The sequence below is a fragment of the Microbulbifer maximicatervae (SeqCode) genome, assembly GCF_052467065.1.
This window is the reverse complement of sequence record NZ_CP174299.1, coordinates 4,483,574-4,502,833: the sequence shown is the minus strand read 5'-3', so window position 1 is coordinate 4,502,833 and position 19,260 is coordinate 4,483,574. Positions and strand designations below refer to the sequence as shown.

The 19,260-nt window shown below is 45.7% G+C and carries 13 protein-coding genes; 6 read left to right on the top strand and 7 right to left on the bottom strand.

Features of this window, described 5'->3' with window-relative positions; translation table 11 throughout:
- Positions 1-25 precede the first annotated feature (25 nt).
- A complete protein-coding gene (locus tag ACJJI1_RS19990; RefSeq protein WP_444957770.1) occupies positions 26-2,170 on the top strand; it encodes a TonB-dependent receptor in 2,145 nt (714 codons plus the stop codon).
- Between the two features lie 99 nt (positions 2,171-2,269).
- Here the strand turns inward: ACJJI1_RS19990 and ACJJI1_RS19985 are convergent, their stop codons facing one another.
- The 4 genes from ACJJI1_RS19985 to ACJJI1_RS19970 form a co-directional block, all read right to left on the bottom strand.
- Positions 2,270-2,953, bottom strand: a complete 684-nt coding sequence (locus tag ACJJI1_RS19985; RefSeq protein ID WP_444927896.1) for a VOC family protein — start codon at positions 2,951-2,953, stop codon at positions 2,270-2,272.
- 291 nt (positions 2,954-3,244) lie between these two features.
- Positions 3,245-3,856, bottom strand: coding sequence for a hypothetical protein (locus ACJJI1_RS19980; RefSeq protein WP_444893936.1), 612 nt, complete (start codon positions 3,854-3,856; stop codon positions 3,245-3,247).
- 318 nt (positions 3,857-4,174) lie between these two features.
- A complete protein-coding gene (locus tag ACJJI1_RS19975; RefSeq protein ID WP_444941692.1) occupies positions 4,175-5,473 on the bottom strand; it encodes a type II toxin-antitoxin system HipA family toxin in 1,299 nt (432 codons plus the stop codon).
- Complete coding sequence (locus tag ACJJI1_RS19970) at positions 5,467-5,823, bottom strand: helix-turn-helix transcriptional regulator (RefSeq protein ID WP_282932855.1); 357 nt, start codon at positions 5,821-5,823, stop codon at positions 5,467-5,469. Before ACJJI1_RS19970 ends, ACJJI1_RS19975 begins: the two co-directional genes overlap by 7 nt.
- An 829-nt stretch (positions 5,824-6,652) precedes the next feature.
- On the opposite strand from ACJJI1_RS19970, the gene ACJJI1_RS19965 reads away from it, so the two are divergent.
- A complete protein-coding gene (locus ACJJI1_RS19965) occupies positions 6,653-9,616 on the top strand; it encodes a DUF3857 domain-containing transglutaminase family protein (RefSeq protein WP_444957769.1) in 2,964 nt (987 codons plus the stop codon).
- Between the two features lie 394 nt (positions 9,617-10,010).
- Positions 10,011-10,475, top strand: a complete 465-nt coding sequence (locus ACJJI1_RS19960) for a GNAT family N-acetyltransferase (RefSeq protein WP_444908243.1) — start codon at positions 10,011-10,013, stop codon at positions 10,473-10,475.
- Positions 10,476-10,592: 117 nt separating this feature from the next.
- On the opposite strand, the gene ACJJI1_RS19955 is transcribed toward ACJJI1_RS19960, so the two are convergent.
- On the bottom strand, positions 10,593-11,126 hold the full coding sequence (locus ACJJI1_RS19955; RefSeq protein WP_282932852.1) for a Dps family protein: 534 nt from the start codon (positions 11,124-11,126) through the stop codon (positions 10,593-10,595).
- Between the two features lie 261 nt (positions 11,127-11,387).
- Between ACJJI1_RS19955 and ACJJI1_RS19950 the strand changes: the two genes are divergently transcribed.
- The 3 genes from ACJJI1_RS19950 to ACJJI1_RS19940 all read left to right on the top strand — a co-directional run bounded on the left by ACJJI1_RS19950 (position 11,388) and on the right by ACJJI1_RS19940 (position 16,513).
- The gene (locus tag ACJJI1_RS19950; protein WP_444908244.1) at positions 11,388-11,879 is read left to right on the top strand and encodes a hypothetical protein; all 492 of its coding nucleotides are present in this window, start codon (positions 11,388-11,390) and stop codon (positions 11,877-11,879) included.
- 615 nt (positions 11,880-12,494) lie between these two features.
- Complete coding sequence (locus ACJJI1_RS19945; protein WP_444957768.1) at positions 12,495-14,540, top strand: S8 family peptidase; 2,046 nt, start codon at positions 12,495-12,497, stop codon at positions 14,538-14,540.
- A gap of 587 nt (positions 14,541-15,127) precedes the next feature.
- Complete coding sequence (locus ACJJI1_RS19940) at positions 15,128-16,513, top strand: S8 family peptidase (RefSeq protein ID WP_444957767.1); 1,386 nt, start codon at positions 15,128-15,130, stop codon at positions 16,511-16,513.
- A 100-nt stretch (positions 16,514-16,613) separates the two neighbouring features.
- On the opposite strand, the gene zigA is transcribed toward ACJJI1_RS19940, so the two are convergent.
- Complete coding sequence (gene zigA, locus ACJJI1_RS19935) at positions 16,614-17,819, bottom strand: zinc metallochaperone GTPase ZigA (RefSeq protein WP_444957766.1); 1,206 nt, start codon at positions 17,817-17,819, stop codon at positions 16,614-16,616.
- Positions 17,820-17,940: 121 nt separating this feature from the next.
- Positions 17,941-19,194: a tyrosine-type recombinase/integrase gene (locus tag ACJJI1_RS19930; protein WP_444957765.1), complete on the bottom strand. Its 1,254-nt coding sequence runs from the start codon at positions 19,192-19,194 to the stop codon at positions 17,941-17,943.
- Positions 19,195-19,260: the final 66 nt, after the last annotated feature.

The window sequence follows — 19,260 nt, the reverse complement described above, 5'->3', positions numbered from 1 at the left end:
AAGTAATAGAAAGGAAATTCAATTTATGCTCAGCTTAAACCTTGATAAGAAAGTACTTGCGAAACAAATTTCGCTAATATCGGCAAGTCTGCTATACGCTTCCGGAGCCTACTCTGCGGCGGAAGGAGCGGAAAAGGAGAGTTCTTCCGAAACAGAAATGGAAGTCGTTGAAGTTACTGCCCGGCTTACAAAAGAGAAAGCCAAGGATGTTCCCTTTAGCTTGAGTGTTGTTAGCGAAGAGGATTTGAAAAACCGATTGCTGCTCAATTTTGAAGATGCATTGCGCAGTGCACCTGGAGTAGATGTTTATTCTTCCAGTGGTGCGGTGGATGCAAATATCCGTATTCGCGGGGTTGGTTCACTGACTCAGGTAAATAAGGATGATGGCTCCGTTGTAGTGAACCTTGATGGCGTATCTATGCCTGCGGGAAATGTGTCCCTTGGGACCCTTGATATCGAAAGACTGGAAATATTAAAGGGGCCTCAAGGGACCTTATTCGGGCGCAACAGTGAAGCTGGCGCTATTAATATTACCACTAACAAGCCAACCGAAGAGTTTGAAGCTTACGGACGTGTAGAGCTCGGAGAGGATAACCAGAGTTTATATCAAACTGTGATCAGCGGCCCATTCTCTGAATCACTCCGTGGCCGAGTAGCCATCCGACATATCAGTGAGGACCATTGGGTTGAGAATACGACTAACGGCGATCCAATGACTGAACCCAAAGACCTGGCTTTCAGAGGTAGTCTGGAATGGGATTTGGGTGCGAAAACATCAGCCTTATTTATTGCTGAGAAGCAACAACAGGAAGGCTTTCTGAACCTTCAGTTATTACAACCTTTCGGTGATGACCCTGGCAGTGAACACACACCAGGAGCTTTTGACGATAATGAAAAAACCGTTGAGCGATTTTCCACTGAAATCAATCACCAATGGGCTAATACTCAACTGACTTCTATCACTGCATTGGTCAACACGGATTTTAGTTACCTAACCGGTTTTGACCAAGAGACTGCCCAAGCAGTGTTCAATTTCCCAATGGAGTATCTTCGTGGCGATAGCCAGGACGAGCAGACTATCAGCCAGGATCTACGCTTGTCCTCATTGCCTGAGGCAACTACATTCTGGGTGATTGGACTCAATCTACAAGAAGGTGAAAGAAGTTTTGACTCAATTGATTTGGTGTCCTTCGCCAATCAATACCGGGATTACGATACTGATAGCCAAGCTATTTACGGTGAGACTACATTACCTGTAACTGATTCCCTGAAATTTACAGCTGGACTACGTTACACCCAAGAGAGTAAGAAGTACGCCGGTGAGTATTCCAGCTACGGTACGGATGGCAATCTCTACGTTTCTCAAGATCAAAGAGATCTGGACGATAGTTATACAACTGGCCGCTTGGCTCTTGGTTATTCGCTGTCCAATTCCACAAATATCTATGCAGTTGCCGCACGAGGCTATAAATCCGGTGGGTTCAATGACTTTGCTTTGCAGTCTGCCGATAGCGTTGCTTACAAGCCCGCAACTGTCGACACCTTCGAGCTAGGCATTAAAAATGAGTCAGACAGTCTGAATATCAGTGGTGCTGTATTCTTTAGCTCAGTGGAAGATGATCATTTGTTAGGCTTTGATTTTGCTTCCTATTCCTCTGCTGCAGTAAATGCAGATACGGAGACATTTGGTGCAGAGCTTGAGGCCGATTGGTTTATAACCGAGCAGTTTAGTATTGCCGGTGGTTTGAGCTTCCTGGATACGGAAATTACAAAAGATGTGTATGGTGTTTCCGGCGGTGACGTTTTGGCCGGTAATGAAGTGCCTGACGTACCCAGCTGGAGTGCTAGCCTGGCATTGAATTACTACCAGCCTCTGCCAGACTTTATGGGGTTAAGCGCACCGGCTCTCAATACTAACTTGACTGTACGCCATGTAGATGAGCGCCCGGCAGATGCACAAAACCACTTTAACCTGGATGCTTACAGCAAGGTGGATCTTCGTGTAGCACTGCAAACGGACTCTATGGAGCTTTATCTGTTTGCTGACAATCTGCTTGATGAGCAGTATCAGTTATATGGCTACACCAATGCGATATTTGCCCCTGATGCCAGAATAGGGGCGCCGGCAAAAGGACGTCGTGCGGGAGTTGGAGTTCTATACCGTCTGTAATGAGATTTCGACAGTTTAGTTAACGACTGTTTTATCTATCTTGATGGTGAGTGGATCAATCTCTGTAGAGATTGATCCACTAAATAGCTCAGAGGCTCCTTAGCTTGCTGGGTTGATTGTACTCCCATGCAATAGAGTCGGGTCCAAATTTTCTCTCAGTCCACTAACCTCTATACCCGTAACTTTGGTTGTAGGCCCGGGTTTGATATTAAATGTGGAATCTTTATCGATTAAACGTTGTACAGTTTTCCAGTCCTGTTCACTGACTTCCATGTGCACTTTACTCAGGCCAGTAGCACCATTTTTATGGTTTGTTTCTTGAGGGTACTGAGGTGGGTTATATGGACTTACAATAAATGGCAGTCGCTCAGAGCGAGGATAAACAAAGCGGAAGCTGGTTTTTTGTCCGTTTGGCTTGGTTCGTTGCCAGGGAATCACTCGCCCGGTTTGAACACCCTCACGCTTCATCGCTGAAAGATCATTATCAAAATCGTCACTGACTAAGGCAACATCACAAAAACCTTCCCCTTCTTGCGACCAACGTATCATCCTACGTCCTGCGCCCCGGCCGGCTAAGAGATCAATAATCCATTTGAAGTATTGAGCATTGGATGGTGATGTCAATAACTCAATAATAGCCCCTTCACTAAACCAAATATGGGCGTGCTGGGCGTTCTTTTCTTTTGTGGCGTAATCCACAGAAAAACCGAGCTGACGAAAATCTTGTACAGCTTGATGAATATCCTCCACCCAGAGTAAAACGTGGCTACAGCGTGTTCTCATAAGAGTGCCTTTTGTCTAAAATAGTGTTGTTTGTTTGGTTTTTATTTTTTAGGCGGCAGTTGTTAGTTAATCATTTCTTGTGGTTGATTTAACCATACCAGAAATTACGATAAGGGTGATTTAACTTTTGCCGAAATTTTAATAATTATGAAAGTAATATAATCTACTTGGTGATTCTTTCAGAAATTGTATGGGCCGCTAAACAGTGTAGGGATCAACGGCCCGTACTGCGAATCGGGTATCTATTTCTAAAAAACATAAAAGATTGGTGTGACTTGGATCGGGCAGAAATTATTCTGAAACCTCAGGTTTCATCCCCACGCAATATTTGGCGGGAACCTCATCTAAGCTAAATGCCTTCATCAGTTTTCTGCTTGCTCCCACATAGGACTCTGCCGTTGCACCTGACCAGTAACCCGTATCACAACTCAGGGAAACACAATCGCCTCCAAAAGTTACAAAAGACTTATCCCGTACAATCTTGCATGTGCATATGGCTTTAAGTGGATTCATCGGGTCGACAATGCAGGGTTGATCCAGGCAATCAGTCCACGGTTTACCTTCGGGGCAGGAAAGTACAGGCTTGGTGGAAGCCTGCGCGAAAGAAAATGTCGATAAGGCTTTTTTGACGTCGTTTGAGTCAGTCTCAGGAGTCCGGTTTTTACATTCAGAAAACCCGAAGTTCAACCCCTTATTAACGTCACATCTGCAAATTGCATTTGAATCTGGATTACTGGGATCTGGAATGCATGGGGCAGATGTGCATAGAACATACTCATTATTACAAATGATGCCCTCACTATTCTTGATTGAGTTATGACTATTCTCTTCTGCTGCCGTTTTAGCTCCCATAAAAGCAAGGGAAATCAAAATTATTGTGAATAGAAGTGACAGTTTCATCATGAGCAGCTCTTTAATACGTTAATCGCCAAAATAGAATGTAAGCTGATATTTCTCAGATGAAGACGATTGAAGTGTCGTTTTTTCGATTGGACTTGACTTCATCCCCCTCGATATCTCATGGACTATCAGCCCGTTTACGGTGCCTCTGTTCTATTCGACAAGGGATCTTTGGAGTTAAAAGATACACTGGGGCCGCCGTGGGAGTATGGTTGGGAGGCTGAAGGTTTTAGCGGTAAAATTTGGGATCGAGCCCTGGCTCCATCCTTGGGGCCACAAAAGAAGTGGGTAGCGGATAGGTCAATAACATATAGATAAAATTCAAGTTAGCTTGCGGTGGTTTTGGCCAATTTCAATAGTCCAGCTTTCAGAGACACCGGAGGCTTCAGCGAACTGCTCCCAATTTGCTACCGCACTTGCGACCTGATCAATTATCTCCATTGGGCGCTTAATACTGATGGATTCCCCTAATGTTATTAAGTCATCTAAATTGAAGTGATCACGCTTTCCGTTAATACTTATCTGGTGTTGACTTGTCCAAGCTCCGCCAGGATTGTGGGCATAAGTCAGGTCAAAGGCTGGTGAAAGAGACCATTCTCCGGCTGGGTCCATAAGAAATGCAATATTCTTTGTATGATCATCTTGATTCCTGGCCAATACGTTGAAGACCATACGGCGATATTGCTGAACGGCTTCATTTTTAGGCAGATATAGTTCACGCATTATGCTGAATACTTGCTCATAGGAGTGTGCGCCTGCCATGTTGAAATCCAAGTGCGCAATACCACATAGAGACTGCATATGAAGCTTTTGCCCGTTTACCCGATCAAAGCGCCGCGTCATAAAATGCGCTCGGCCATTTTCCTCCAGTAGCCCGCACTCCGCCATATTGATACCCGCTTCGCGAGCCATACGATGATAGGCGTATTCAACCCGCCCATAGCCATCGCTTGCCCTGAATTCAAGATCTCCCGCGCCGTCAAATTTTAAAAGCCAGTAGTCATAGCCTTTAGGGGCGGGGACCTGACCAGAGCGAATATCCCCCTTATCATTCATGGCAATAACTGCTTTTGCACGGGCGCCTCCCGCACTGGTTCCTACGCGCAAAATGTCCAGCAAGGAGCCTGATTTTTCAGTATCACTATGTCCAAATTGCGTATTGAGATCCGTCTGCCTATTGGTAATTGCGGCAGCTAGATTGACTAATTCTTCAACGTTCAGGTCGACAGAATCTTTGAAGGTGCCGTCCACCGCCGGTTGAAATTCAAGCGCTCCCATGCCACGAGTACCGGTGTAACAGAGTCGCTCAATAGGGTTGAAGCTCTCTGGAGTTCGCCCTTGGCGTGCGAGCCAGGCATCAATCACCGCATTGCCGAACTTGTCAGGCAGGCAATCGGCGAGGAGTCCCGGTAATCCTTTAAATGTTTCCCGACCGAGGCCGCGAAATGTATATGGCTCATTTGAAGCTTCAATAGGCATGGTTATCGGAGCTATATCCAGCCCCCGACGCAAGAACTCCGGTGCATACTCGAATGAACCATAACCACTGTCACCCCAGTGGACAGCGCCTACCAACTCGCCCCACAAGTGAACTGTTGCGGCATTTGTCTGGTTTACCATTCCGGCTTGCTCCTTTTCTTATTGCTGTTCAAGGGCAGGGTATCGCGCTGATTCTGTGAGCTGCGGCTGGCTCTCTGCCGCTGTTTACCTTGAGTAGCAATTTGCATCGGACTTACTGCCGGTTCAGGTAAGAAGCTATCCAATGAATCAAGTTGGCGAAGTACTCTCAGCGCAGCAACAAGGCTATCAAGCCTGCCACGACCAGCCTCCAGCCCTTTAATGGTGGAGGTGGATAGGCCTGCACGCTCAGCCATGTCATCCTGAGTAAGGTTCATTCGTAAGCGGTAGTTTTTGAGACGATTGCCCAGCGACTCAAGTATTTGCTTATCTGATTGACCGTGAAATCCCATAATAGTTGCCTTTCCACCCTTTGATTAGGTTTTGTCGAGCTAAAGGGTGCTTTTTGAGCTATTATAGTCTACAAAGGTTAAAAGTGTTAATAGTTGGAGTTGCAGCTATTAATGCTTAAATTGATCGTTTACAGGTGTTATTCAGGCTATTATTTGTATTAATCCTATTATTTATGGAGGCCGCCTCTACCGGAAGCTCAACTTCTGCTGGCGATAAGAGAAACACCTGTTCTACATAAGATTTGATGCCATAGGCGGGCGACTACTTTCCTCGGGGATGATTAGGCTCCACTGCTGCTATTAGATTTCTTGCCGTTGCCAAATGGGAACAACTAAGAGGTTTCTATGGAGATTTACATTAGCTACTGCCATGAACAGTGGCCGCAAATTAACTAGAAGCAAATTGTTTCCCTATATTGTTCTATGGGTAAACCAACAGTAGCTGACCGTTACAAAATTTATCCCTGTTAACTCCTAGTTAATAGGAAAGCTTATTTATAAGCTTACTTGTAGTTTGTGGGGGAAGTTTGGTTGTGATTAAATTTTTATAAGCCTGAATACCAGTTTTAGTATAGAGAGTCTCAGCTCTTCTAAATCTTATATCTTCTGCTATTTACGTTGTCTTAGATTCTTAGTAAATGGACTATCGTACAAAAAAGATCGGGATAGCTCGTATTGTGACTCCATATTGGACTTTCGAGTGAAAAAAGCCTTTACTAAGCCCCTTGTATAAGCAGGTATTGAGTTAATTGGATTCGCAGCCTAGTTTCACTGGTGCGCATTCATATCGTATTTGAAAGCCACTCTAAGTATTGTAGAAAAGTAGATAATGAAGAAAAAGATTGATGCGGCTATATCAATAGTTTTAGTGATTTGTTCATTCTTGGCCGCAGGCAAGGTTTGGGCAAGAGAAGAAGTTGCTACATCTCCCATACCAGATTGGGTAACAAAGGTAGTAGTTCCTGAAGTAAAAGAGCGGCCGATCGATAAAATCCAGGATGGGGTTCATTATCTTCTTCTGGACTCGCAGATCAAAGCGGGGGATAAGCCAGAATTTGAATACTTCTTTCGAATGGCTGAATACATTATTAACCCAGAGGGGGTTGATGAAAGCTCACAGATAAGTATTGATTATGACCCAGAGTATCAAAAGGTTACATTACATACTCTTAATGTGATCCGCGATAGACAGGTTTTAAATAAACTCAATACTGCGCGAATAGATCATATTCGGCGCGAAGAGGAGATGGATGAGTCAGTCTACCATGGTCAATTAACACTCAATATTTTGTTAGACGATATCAGGGTGGGTGATGTTGTAGAGTATAGCTACACGCGTTCGGGGGTGAATCCTGTTTATCAGGGGATATTTGCATATAGCTCCAGTCTGAATTGGTCTGTCCCACTTGAGAGACTCTATTTGCGTATATTGTGGGAGAAGCAAACACCTCTCTATAGTTCAATTTTAAATAGCGATTTGGAACTCAAACAAAAAGATCTGGGTGGTGCCAGAGAGTATGTCATCGAGGACAATAAACTTGATCCAGTTAAATCTGACGATGGGACTCCTTCCTGGTTTAGTCCTTGGGGCGCTATTTACTTTAGTGAACTGGCAACCTGGGAAGATGTTGGTGTCTGGGGATTAGGGTTATATCAAGGAGTTTTTAATGTTGATGCGGAGATAGCCAAATTAGTCGCTGACATCAAGTTAAATCACAAAGAAAAGAGTTCTCAAATCTCTGCCGCACTTCGGTTTGTCCAGGGGGAGATACGTTACTTAGGGATAGAGTTGGGGGAAAACTCACACAAGCCCAGACCAGCGAGCACGACTTTGCGGTATAGATATGGAGATTGTAAAGATAAAACCGTACTGTTTCTAACTCTATTGAAAGAACTTGGAGTTGTTGGCTACCCGGCTCTAGTCAATACCGAAACAAGACTTAAAGATAGAATCCCCAGCGTAAGGTCATTTGACCATGTTATCAGCTATTTTGAATTTGAAGACAAAGAGTATTGGGTAGATCCAACGCGTAGCTATCAGCATGGTGACTTGAGCAGTATTTTTCAGCCAGATTATGGAAAAGCACTAATACTCAGGCCGGGCATTGATGACTTGGTAAATATGGAGCCAGATGTCGCAAAGTATGGAGTATTTGTAAAAGATGAGTTCACAGTACTGGATGACGGCCCTGCAACCTTTACAACCACTACTGTAAATTATGGTAAGGACGCTGAAAGGCAGAGACAGCGTTTAGCTAGCAATGGGCGAGATCAAATACAGACAGAATACTTGGAGTTCTTTGAGGATTATTATTCCGGGATTGAAGTCGCTGCTCTAATTGAGCTCGAAGATAACCCAGAGCGAAATATATTCACCTCTCATGAGCAATATAAGCTGGAAAATTTCTGGGAAGATAAACCAGATAGAAAGCGCCAGGAGGTTGATTTTTATGCAAACATTGTTAGCCCATGGGTATCTGAGCCGGATGATCAGGATAGGCACCATCCCTTGGCTTTATCGTATCCAGAGCATATAGAGCAGGTTATTGAAATTCACTTCGAAGGAGACGATTGGTTTTTTGATAGTGAGTATTTTGAGGAAGATAACAGCTTTTTCTATTTCAAAAATGAGGTTTCCTATCAGGAAACCAGTAAGACACTTTCACTGAAATACATATACCGCAGTAAGGTTGATCATGTTAAGCCGAGTGAATATCAAGCCTACGTAGAAGCTATTAACAAACTCAAGAATCAACTGAGTTACGGTATCTATCAGTCTTATGCAAATACCTCAGGAGATACTGAGAGTGGTTTCTTATCACAGTTATCGACCGCTACGTATATCTATATCTATGCAGCAATGTATGTCTTCCTGGTCTTTATGTGGCGCTTTGATAGATGGAAGAACCCTGTAAAGGAAGATACGATTTTTTACCCTGTCTCCCTGGGTAAGCTGACGGCGATGTGGGTTTTTACATTCGGAATTTTTGGTGTTTATTGGTTTTATAGAAACTTCAAATATATCCGGGAGCAGGAACGTAGTGCGATCATGCCGCTCGCTAGAGGTATTTTTAACAAGTTCTGGTACTTCCCCCTTTGGAATAAACTCCGTGAAGATAGTGAAAATCGATATGGTAAATCATATTTGCCAAACAAAGGATTTGCAGTTGTATTGGCCATTACCTTTTTGATCTCACCAGTCTTGGGTAGATATACGGGCTACCCCCTGGTGTTCCAGCTTCTAACCGTGCTAACAGTATTGCCATTGGCAAACTATTTACTGTTTGTGAATGGCGATAAGTCACCAGCGGTAATTGAGGGTTCCAAATGGCGTGCTAGGCATGCTTTGTTAGTGGTGTTGAGCTTGCCGGTGTGTGGGCTGGTGGTCGGTGGAGAGTTTGGTATTTTAGCTAGCGACAAGGTTGTTGAAGGAAGTGAGATATCAGATAGGGACCTCAAGTTTATGCAGAGAAAGGGGATCCTAAAGGCTACTGATGAGGTAGCATATTTCTATAGTGACGCGCTTCTATTCGTGAGTGAAGATGGCAATGGTTTTACACAACGCCATGTATTTTCCTATTGGAAAGATGGGGATATTTTGGAAAAGGAAATGGCATCTTACGAGGATATTGAGGATCTACAGGTAGACTGGTCCAGTTCTTTAGGTGATACCACTACGGTAACGGTTGTCAGAAAAGATGGTAGTGATTTTATACTTTATGTTTCCAATCTTGGGGGGAAGGATAAGGTGTTTATATCCTCCCTTAAAGAGCGATTGAAAGCTGTTCTATAGGTAGGTTGGGAGCTGCTGGAGCTTAAATTTATAGAATAGCTCCAGCTGTCCTACCTTGAATTTTTTAGACTTGGGATAAGGTAAAATTCATAAATACCTCTTGTACTTTTTCAGTCTTCAGGTTTCATACCTAAAGACTGAAAAAGCCTCTGATGTTGTTCAGGTTCCATTTCTTCAAACTTATGGTGCTATGCGAGCGTTGAGGCTTCATCAATCCCTTCGGCTCTAATGATTTCTACCCATTGGCTCTTTGTGACCATTATTCAATAGAGAGTTGTCCGCTTTCTTTCCTACGCACCCAGCTTGCTGCCAGTAAAAATTGCTGATAGATTCTAAATGTGATCACATTTCAGTTGGGCAAAAATGTAAATAAGTTAAAGGGAAGGGATAGTTTATGGTGAGTCCGATTGTAAGGGCCGGGGTGGAGCGGAGTAATGAAGTCGCAGGACTGGTAACAAAATTGCTGCAAGCCCTTGTCGGTCATAAGCGCAACATCGATCCAGAGGTGATGGCAGTAACGGCTAAGAAGCTGTTATTACAAGATAATGGATTCCATGCTTTCCTATATCATGTCGATGGAGCTCCTGTAGGAGTTATTACCCTATCCAGATCTGCCGCTATTTATGCCGGAGGCAACTACGGGGTAATCGAGGAGCTGTATGTTGAACCAGAGTTCCGCTCGCAGTTTATTGGCAAGGCTCTTTTGGCTGAGGCGATCAGCTTTGCGAAGGAGGAGGGCTGGCCACGGTTGGAAGTTAGTACTCCAGAAAGAGAAAACTGGCAACGAACAATTGATTTTTACCTCCGAGAAGGTTTCCTCGAGAATTCGGTCGGGGAGAGGTTGAAGCTGGAGCTGTAGCTCTTAACCTGAAAAGGAAAAGGCCGCTTTGGAAAATGAAAGTCGTATTGGTTGAGTTTGATCTGACAGGGTACAAAAAGTAGCGCTGTCTGCCAGATCAAGCTTGAGCCAAAGGGCTCAGTGGTGTGTCAAACCAGAGCTGCGACTAGCCTCAAACAAAAACCATGACCGCTTTTCTGCCTGATCAATATACTCTTCCAGCAAGCTTGCGGTAGCAATATCTCTATGCTCATCACAAAGTTCGTGGACTTTACGCATACTTGAGATCATTTCCCGGTTATCTTCGCCTAGCTCTAACAACATATCTTGCGGATCTACATACTCGGCATCATTATCTGAAGATCGCTGTAGCTTAGCGATATGGCCAATGGAGCGAAGTGTAGTGCCTCCTAGTTTGCGCACGCGCTCCGCCAGTGCATCGGTCATCTCAAATACTTCATCGGCTTGATCATCGAAAAGCAAATGATAGTCCCTGAAGTGGGGGCCGCTAACATGCCAGTGAAAGTTCTTTGTCTTCATATATAGGCTGAAAGTATCTGCCAGCAGGGTATTAACGGCGATAGTAATGCTGGCCCTCGCACTCTCACTTAAATCAGACGGGGCGGCTAGCCTGGATTGTGTGCCTACCGCTTCTCCAGTTGCTTTTCTCATATCAAACCTCATAAGTTATGACAAAGGGACAGGTGTGGCAGTCGTTGTCTCCATGGCACTAGATTAGACACCTATATGGCGACTAGCCATTCATAAAAGGTTGGAAGCCAGAGAGAACCAGCACATTATTTTTTCATCGGTCTTATACTGGTTGATATATCTCAAGCGTATATGGAGGAGTCTGTTTGAGATATAAAGCGGATCAATCTGATTTATTCTGAGGCTCTTACGATAAGTAATGCAACTACGGAGAATTTCTAAGTGGTCAGCAGCTTCCGCAAAGACGAGTTATCTAGAGGATTGTGTAATCTTTTGACGGAAGCATATCTAAAGGTAAAAGACCTTGGTTATGATGAGATAGTTACTGAGTTTGATAAGGTTGAACGCACACATGCCCCGCATATTCAAGAATATCCAGATTTAGTGTTAGAAACAAAGCGGCGTGTCGCTGAAATGAAATTCTTATTGCTCTCCTCAGATAAAGGCTTACCTTTTGAAGTTATTCAAGGTCTTCACAAGGATGTGCGCGACTTGGGGTATTTAAACATTGATAGCGAAGATACGCTGGAAACAATTTTTTGTCGGCACTGCTTAAACCACCAAAAGTATGCTCTTGCGATTGAAGTTGCTACTGCTCTTAAAAAGAGTGTTCTCTCTGAGCTTGATAGCTCTCGTGACAGCAAAGAGGCCTATGCCTATAAAGCTATAGCCAGGTGTGATCGTTTAATTTCACTGGCGAAAGAACACCTGTAAAGACCAAGATATAGCAGCTATACAACTCGGAGAAATTAGATTTGCTGCTGATTTATCAAACGGTGAATGGTTAGCTCAAGTAAGTGGCTGATAACTAGTGTCGATTAAAGTAGTAGATTTTTTCTTTTCTTTCATGCTCGCAAGAGCGCCCATCCCTAATTGAATCAACTTACCAATAATCAAAAGTCATAGTTAAATAAAATATTTTTGATGTGATATAACATCGCCTTATACTTAAGAGATAAGGCCGTATTTTTTGTCATAAGTGATCTGTTAATCCTCTTTGGCTATGTCTCTCGTGAACCATTCCACACTTTTTTGCGGAAAAATATTTATTACCAAAGTTTTTTGTAGAGATTTAAAACTTGTCATCGCAGTCCACATGAGTTTCGAGATCTCCATTGAGGACAACAATTTCCAAGTCGTTATACATTTGTACCAAGTTGAAACAATGGTACTAATTTCGCTCAAGCTAACTAAATGATCCTAAATTCAGCAGTTTTTGGGCTTTCCCTTTATAGAATTTATTTAGCCAAAGCGGGGCGGTTTAGGAGTAACCGATATCGAATAATTTTTTGGTATTGGAATAAATATAACTTCGGAGAAACCACAATAATGAATTTATCTTTAAAATTTCTTTTACAAAAGACGGCTTTAGCAAGTGCATTCTCATTGCTATGCACTGCGCCTTTTGGTGCCTATGCGGAAGAAGCGGATAACAAGCTGCTAACTGATCGCATTATCGTTAAGTACAAAGAAAGCGCTAAAGTTGGACGGGCCGCTACTATGGCTCAGGAAACTGTGGAAAAAGCTTCCCGTCGCGCTGGCCATAAAATGCACCATCTGCGCCGCATAGCTACTGGCGCTCAGGTAATGCGCCTGGAAGGTCGAAAAAATAGAGCCGAAGTAAATGCAATTATCGATCGCCTGAGGCAAGACCCGGATGTGGAGTACGCAGAACCAGATCTGATCTTGAAAGCAGTGGCTGTACCTAATGACCCAAGTTACCTCAATCAGTGGCACTACTATGAATCTACCGGTGGTTTGAACCTTCCATCAGCCTGGGATACCACTGCGGGTAATGGGGCTGTGGTCGCGGTACTCGATACTGGTTATCGACCCCATGCAGACCTGGCGGCCAACATTTTGCCGGGCTACGACATGATCGACGATACCTTCGTTTCCGTAGATGGCGATGGTCGCGATAGCGATGCCACCGATCCGGGTGATTGGTATAGCTCTGGTACTTGTGGAGATAGCTCCTCAAGCAACAGTAGCTGGCACGGTACCCATGTTGCCGGCACTATCGCTGGCGTTACCAACAATAATCTTGGTATCGCTGGTGTTGCCTATGAGGCCAAGATTGTTCCTGTCCGTGTGCTCGGCCGTTGTGGTGGCTATACGTCAGATATTGCTGACGGCATCATTTGGGGGGCTGGCGGTTCTGTCAGTGGACTGCCTGCCAATGCGAATCCCGCCGACGTACTCAATCTCAGCCTTGGCGGCAGCGGAAGCTGTGGTACTACTACACAAAATGCCATCGATACTGCTCGCAGTCTCGGTGCGACGGTTGTTGTAGCCGCTGGCAATAGCAATGCTAATGCAAGCCAATTTACTCCTGCCAGTTGTGATGGGGTGATCTCAGTGGCTGCGACTAATCGCAGTGGCGGTCGTGCTTACTACTCTAACTACGGCAATGTAGTAGATGTTGCAGCGCCGGGTGGAGCACAGAGCTTCGCCAATGACTCCGACGGCGTCCTCTCTACCTATAACAATGGTGCTACTGACCCCGGCAGTGATAGTTACTATTACATCCAGGGCACCAGTATGGCGGCACCTCATGTGGCCGGTGCTGCAGCATTGCTCTACTCTGTAGACCCTACCTTGACTCCAGATGAAGTTGAATCAATCCTCACCAGTACCGCACGGAGCTTCCCAGCTTCTTGCAGCAGCTGTGGTTCAGGTATTGTCGATGCAGCAGCGGCCGTAGCCTTGGCTAATGGTGGAGGCGGCGGTGGTGGCGGTAACCACGGAGGTGAACTTGAAAATGGTGTTGCTGAGACTGGTATCGAGGGTAACAGTGGTGATGAAATTAACTTCACCCTAGAAGTGCCTAACAACGCTACAGACTTGTCTTTTGTAATGTCCGGTGGAAGCGGCGATGCTGATCTCTACGTTCGCCATGGCAGCGCCCCCACAACCAGTACCTATGACTGCCGCCCCTATACTTCAGGCAATAATGAAACTTGTGATATCGATAACGTACAGGGAGGAACCTATCACGTCATGGTACGTGGATATAGCTCCTTCTCTAACGTTAGCCTCGTAGGCAGCTACACCGCAGGTGGTGGCGGTGGCGGTAGCGACAGTTGGGAAGAGACAAATCTCAGTGGTTCCCGCAACAGCTGGCAGCACTTCACTATCGACGTTGATAGCGGAGCTTCAACACTGAGCGCCGTAATGTCTGGTGGCAGTGGGGATGCAGACCTCTATGTTCGTTTTGGCCAAGAGCCCACCCGCACAGCGTACGATTGTCGTCCTTACGAGTGGGGTAATGATGAAAGCTGCAGCATCAGCAATCCAGACGCAGGTACCTGGTATATCAGTATCCGCGGTTACTCTGACTACTCTGGAGTTTCTTTGAGTGCTAGTACTGAGTAAATGGGCCAACTCCCACTCGACAGGTTCCTGTGGGGTGGGTTGATAGCTGTTCTACTCAAATAATGCCAGTCAGTTAAGCTGACTGGCATTTTCATTTAACACGTTGATCTCCGCAGAATCCTTTCCCAGTTATATTGCCGGCAATATCACCAATTCTGTGATGATCATTTCCATTGCTCGATTAAAGCTCGTTTTATCAGAGTGGATTAACTTCAAGCTCCAGCCTTTTCTTTAAAGTTGATAAATTTCGAAAAGTATTTTGCAGCCTTTCTGTGCACAGTGATTGGAAAGCCCTTAGTTATCTCTATATCGGTGCAAAGACAGATAAATAAGTTTGTTTAGGTGGAGGCTGTCACAAGAATAGAAAGAGGCCGGCAATCACCTAAGAAGGATACATCGGTTGCCACTACTATCCCTGTGGGCAAAATTGAAACACTGGTACTAACTTTGTCTCGATATCCAGCCATGACTTGCTCAGGCATATATCTTGCGTAAAGCCTAACGTGCCCTGTCACAACAGGGACAGTGGTACTAATGGTTAGGATGTTACACCCCGTCGGCTAAATCATCATGGAGAGATAACAATAATGAAGTCACTGTTGAAAAAATCCACTCTAGCAGGTGTGTTTTCACTTCTATGTACAGGCTCCTTCGCCACCCAAATGGATAACCTAAGTAGTTCCCCAACAACTGACCGGATCATTGTGAAATACAAGCAGGATTCCACGATCGGACGGTCAGCGAGCATGACTCAGGAAACTGTGGAGAAAGCCTCTCGCCGTGCGGGCCACAACTTGCGCCACTTGCGGCGCATGGCGACGGGTGCACAAGTCATGCACCTGGGGAGCCGAAAAAGCCAAGCCGAGATCAACCTGATAATCAACCGCCTAAAACAAGACCCCAATATTGAGTACGCTGAGCCCGACTTGATGATGCACCCTATGGCGGTCCCTAATGACCCCAGCTATTACGACCAGTGGCACTACTTTGAAGCGGATGGTGGACTGAATTTGCCCGCAGCCTGGGATATAACTCAGGGGGAGGGCGTGGTAGTAGCAGTTATTGATACCGGTTATCTCGCTCACACAGACCTCATGGACAACTTGCTGCCTGGTTACGACATGATTTCGGATTCCGATATCGCTGTAGATGGGGATGGCCGTGATAGTGATGCCAGTGATCCCGGGGATTGGTATACCGATAGTTACTGCGGAAACCCACTGTATCCCGAATTTGATAGCAGCTGGCATGGCACTCATGTGGCCGGCACCATTGCTGCCGTCACCAACAACAATATGGGTATCGCTGGGATAGCCCATAAAGCAAAAGTGCTCCCCGTTCGAGTACTCGGCCGCTGCGGCGGTTACACATCTGATATTGCTGATGGCATTGTCTGGAGCGCTGGCGGCTCGGTTAGTGGTGCACCAGCCAATGAAACTCCGGCTCAAGTGTTGAACTTGAGCCTGGGGGGCTTTGGCCTCTGTGGAAGCACAACTCAAAGTGCCATCAATACAGCCCGTAGCCTGGGCGCCACAGTTGTTGTTGCCGCAGGTAACTCTGGGCGGAATGCCTTCTGGTTTTCGCCGGCTAACTGTTCAGGAGTCATTACAGTATCCGCGACCAACCGCTCCGGAGGACTTGCTTACTACTCCAACTACGGCAATGTGGTCGATGTCGCTGCCCCCGGAGGTGAAACTAACTCGGTGGAATCCGATGGCGTTCTCTCTACATTAAACAGCGGTGCGCGAACTCCCGGTAGTGATAGCTTCGCTTACTACGCCGGCACCAGCATGGCCGCTCCACATGTTGCCGGTACAGCCGCACTTATATATTCAGTCAAGCCCGATGTTACACCAGATGAGGTTGAATCCATTCTCACCAGTACAGCCCGAAGTTTTACAGGCTCATGTCGGCGTTGTGGATCAGGCATTGTTGATGCGTCGGCAGCCGTTGAGGCCGCTATAGAGGATTGAATTGTAGAAAGGAGTAAGTTTGATAAAAGACCGGCACTTTGCCGGTCTTTTACACTTTTCCACTAAAGGATCTAGCCAAGTACAGGGGTGAGGTTAATATTCATCCTTGTTCCCATGCGGGAAATGGATCATTCAATGTCGCCCAGTATTCTTTGCCTCGTAGCACTTCGTCCTGGCTTAGCAGGCAGTCATCAAGCGCTTTTGTCATGCTGGTTTGATTCAAACTCTGGCCAATAAATACTAGTTCTTGCCGCATATCACCAAAGGGTTCTACCCATTGTTTTTCAATGGAGCTGCGATAATTTTCGTCTGTGGGCCAGTTTTCTTTGGGTATAGCTTTCCAGAACATCCCAGCGAACCCATAGTGGGCAATACCTCCCGCTTGACTCCACTCGCCTGCAAACTCAGGGCGGGACGCCAGCCAAAAATACCCTTTGGAGCGAATTAACTTGCCGTGCCTCTCAGTATTGTGCAGAAATTGATGAAATTTTTCTGGATGGAAGGGTCTACGTGCTTCGTAGCTGAAACTGCTAATGCCATACTCTTCCGTTTCAGGAATATGTTCACCTCGCATCTCTTTGAGCCAACCAGGTGCTTGCTGCGCGCGCTCGAAGTTAAATAAGCCGGTACTTAGAACCTCGTCAATATCGACTTGCCCTTGAGAGACCGGAACTATTTTTGCCTGTGTATTTAGAGTTCGCAGAATGGCCTCTAGGCGCTCAACATCAGAAGGGCCAGCTAAATCTGTTTTACTGATCAGAATGACATCTGCGAACTCGACCTGGTCGATCAGCAAATCAGTTACACTGCGTTCGTCGTCTTCGCCTAATGATTCACCAGCATCCTGTAAAAATACGGCCTCGTCATAGTCCTTTAAAAAATTGACTGCATCGACCACCGTCACCATCGTGTCCAAACTGGCAGCATCAGAGAGAGAAACACCATTTTCGTCGGCAAAAGTGAAAGTTTCTGCAACGGGTAAGGGTTCAGAAATCCCCGTTGATTCAATAACGAGATAATCAAACCGTCCTTCATGCGCAAGCTTAGTGACTTCCTCCAGAAGGTCTTCCCGCAGAGTGCAGCAAATACAGCCATTACTCATCTCAACAAGCTTCTCCTCACTACGGTTAAGAGAAACTTCGTTCTGTACTTTCGTCGAATCGATATTGATTTCACTCATATCATTGACGATTACAGCAACTTTTTTGCCTTCGCGATTGTTCAGTATGTGGCTAAGTACGGTAGTTTTACCGGCACCTAGAAAACCTGAAAGGACGGTGACAGGGAGTTTGTTTGTATGTGCCATTAGCCTCTCCGCACTCTGAGTATTCATCCATGTGTACTAGGTTAATCAGATGGCGTGCAATGATATATCGTATCTTTTACGGGTCAAGCTATTTCATTTACATGAGGGTAGGGCGGTAGTATTACCGCTCCTCCTTTACCCGCTTACTCCGCCCACTTTCATGCCGCTCCCGCATGTCGGAATCAATATAGCGATCGGTCGTAGCCATACTTGCATGTCCCGCATCATCGCGCACATGCTCGCGGGGGCGGTACTTCACATCTTCAGAAATACCCGTATGGCGGAGCCAGTGCACAGTGGCAGCCTTAAGATCTTCAGCATCTTCCCCTAAGCCTTCTTCAACCATCCGTTGGTGGGCAGCATCAAAGCAGTTTTGAACAATCAGGCGAACCTGTCGGGTACTGGTAACCGGTCCCTTGCCACGGGACTTGTGCACCAGAGGTGTCTGCTCGTTAATGCTGGGCAGAGCAGGGAGCTGCAAATAATTTCTGTAGCGCTTCAAGGCTTTCAACATTTGGTCGCAAACAGTGATCGCCCGGCCTTTGTTACCTTTACCCGTAACGTGAAACCACCAGTTTCCGTCGCGATCTTTCTTGAAATCACCCATAACTGGTGCCGATCTTTCATCCGCAACCAACTCAGAGATTCGTAAATACATAGCGAATAGGGCGTTCATAATGAATAAAGTTCGCTCGTGATCAGTTGGTGATGTCTCGGCCATGATCTCAGCAGTCTCCAGGACATAGTCCCACTGCAAGTTGCTGATTCGGCGCACAACCTGGCTTTGTTGCTCACGTCGAACAAACTTACTTTTCTGGCGAATCAGTGCCACAGGATTGGCTGGAACCAAGCCTTCTTGATAGAGAAAATCGAAGAAGGATGATAATGCAGTAAAGATGCATTTGATCGCTGCCTGGGATGGCCGGAACTCCTTGGGAGAAGCCGTTTTACCAGCACGAAATTCAACTTTGGACACACTGACTACGAATGGCCGCCAATCGGCATTCACAACGCGCTCGCCATTTTGTGTTTTGAATCTGGCAACATTTTTAGTTCCGATCCAGGCAATTGGTGGCTCAATGCAAAACTGCACAAACTCCTCAATGTGTTCGCGCTTCAGAGTCATTATTGAAACTTCTTCAATGCGCCAAGCCCATTGCAGCAAGCGCTCAAGTTCACGGCGGTAGCTATTAAACGTTGCCTGGCTACCGTTGTAGCTATAAAGAAACTTAAGCGTGAACTCCAGATCGGTATCAGCGCCAGGAATCTGCTTGCTGAGATAACGGTTAGCTGAAAAGCTGGTGCAGCGGAATGGATTCTCAAGATTGCTCAGGTTGTCGATGATTGGTGCTGGTGGCCGGTTGGAAGCAGACATAGGAATATGGAGTTGTTGTTGGAATGCGGCAAATTATACGGAAAATCGGGCATTTATAAAATATCC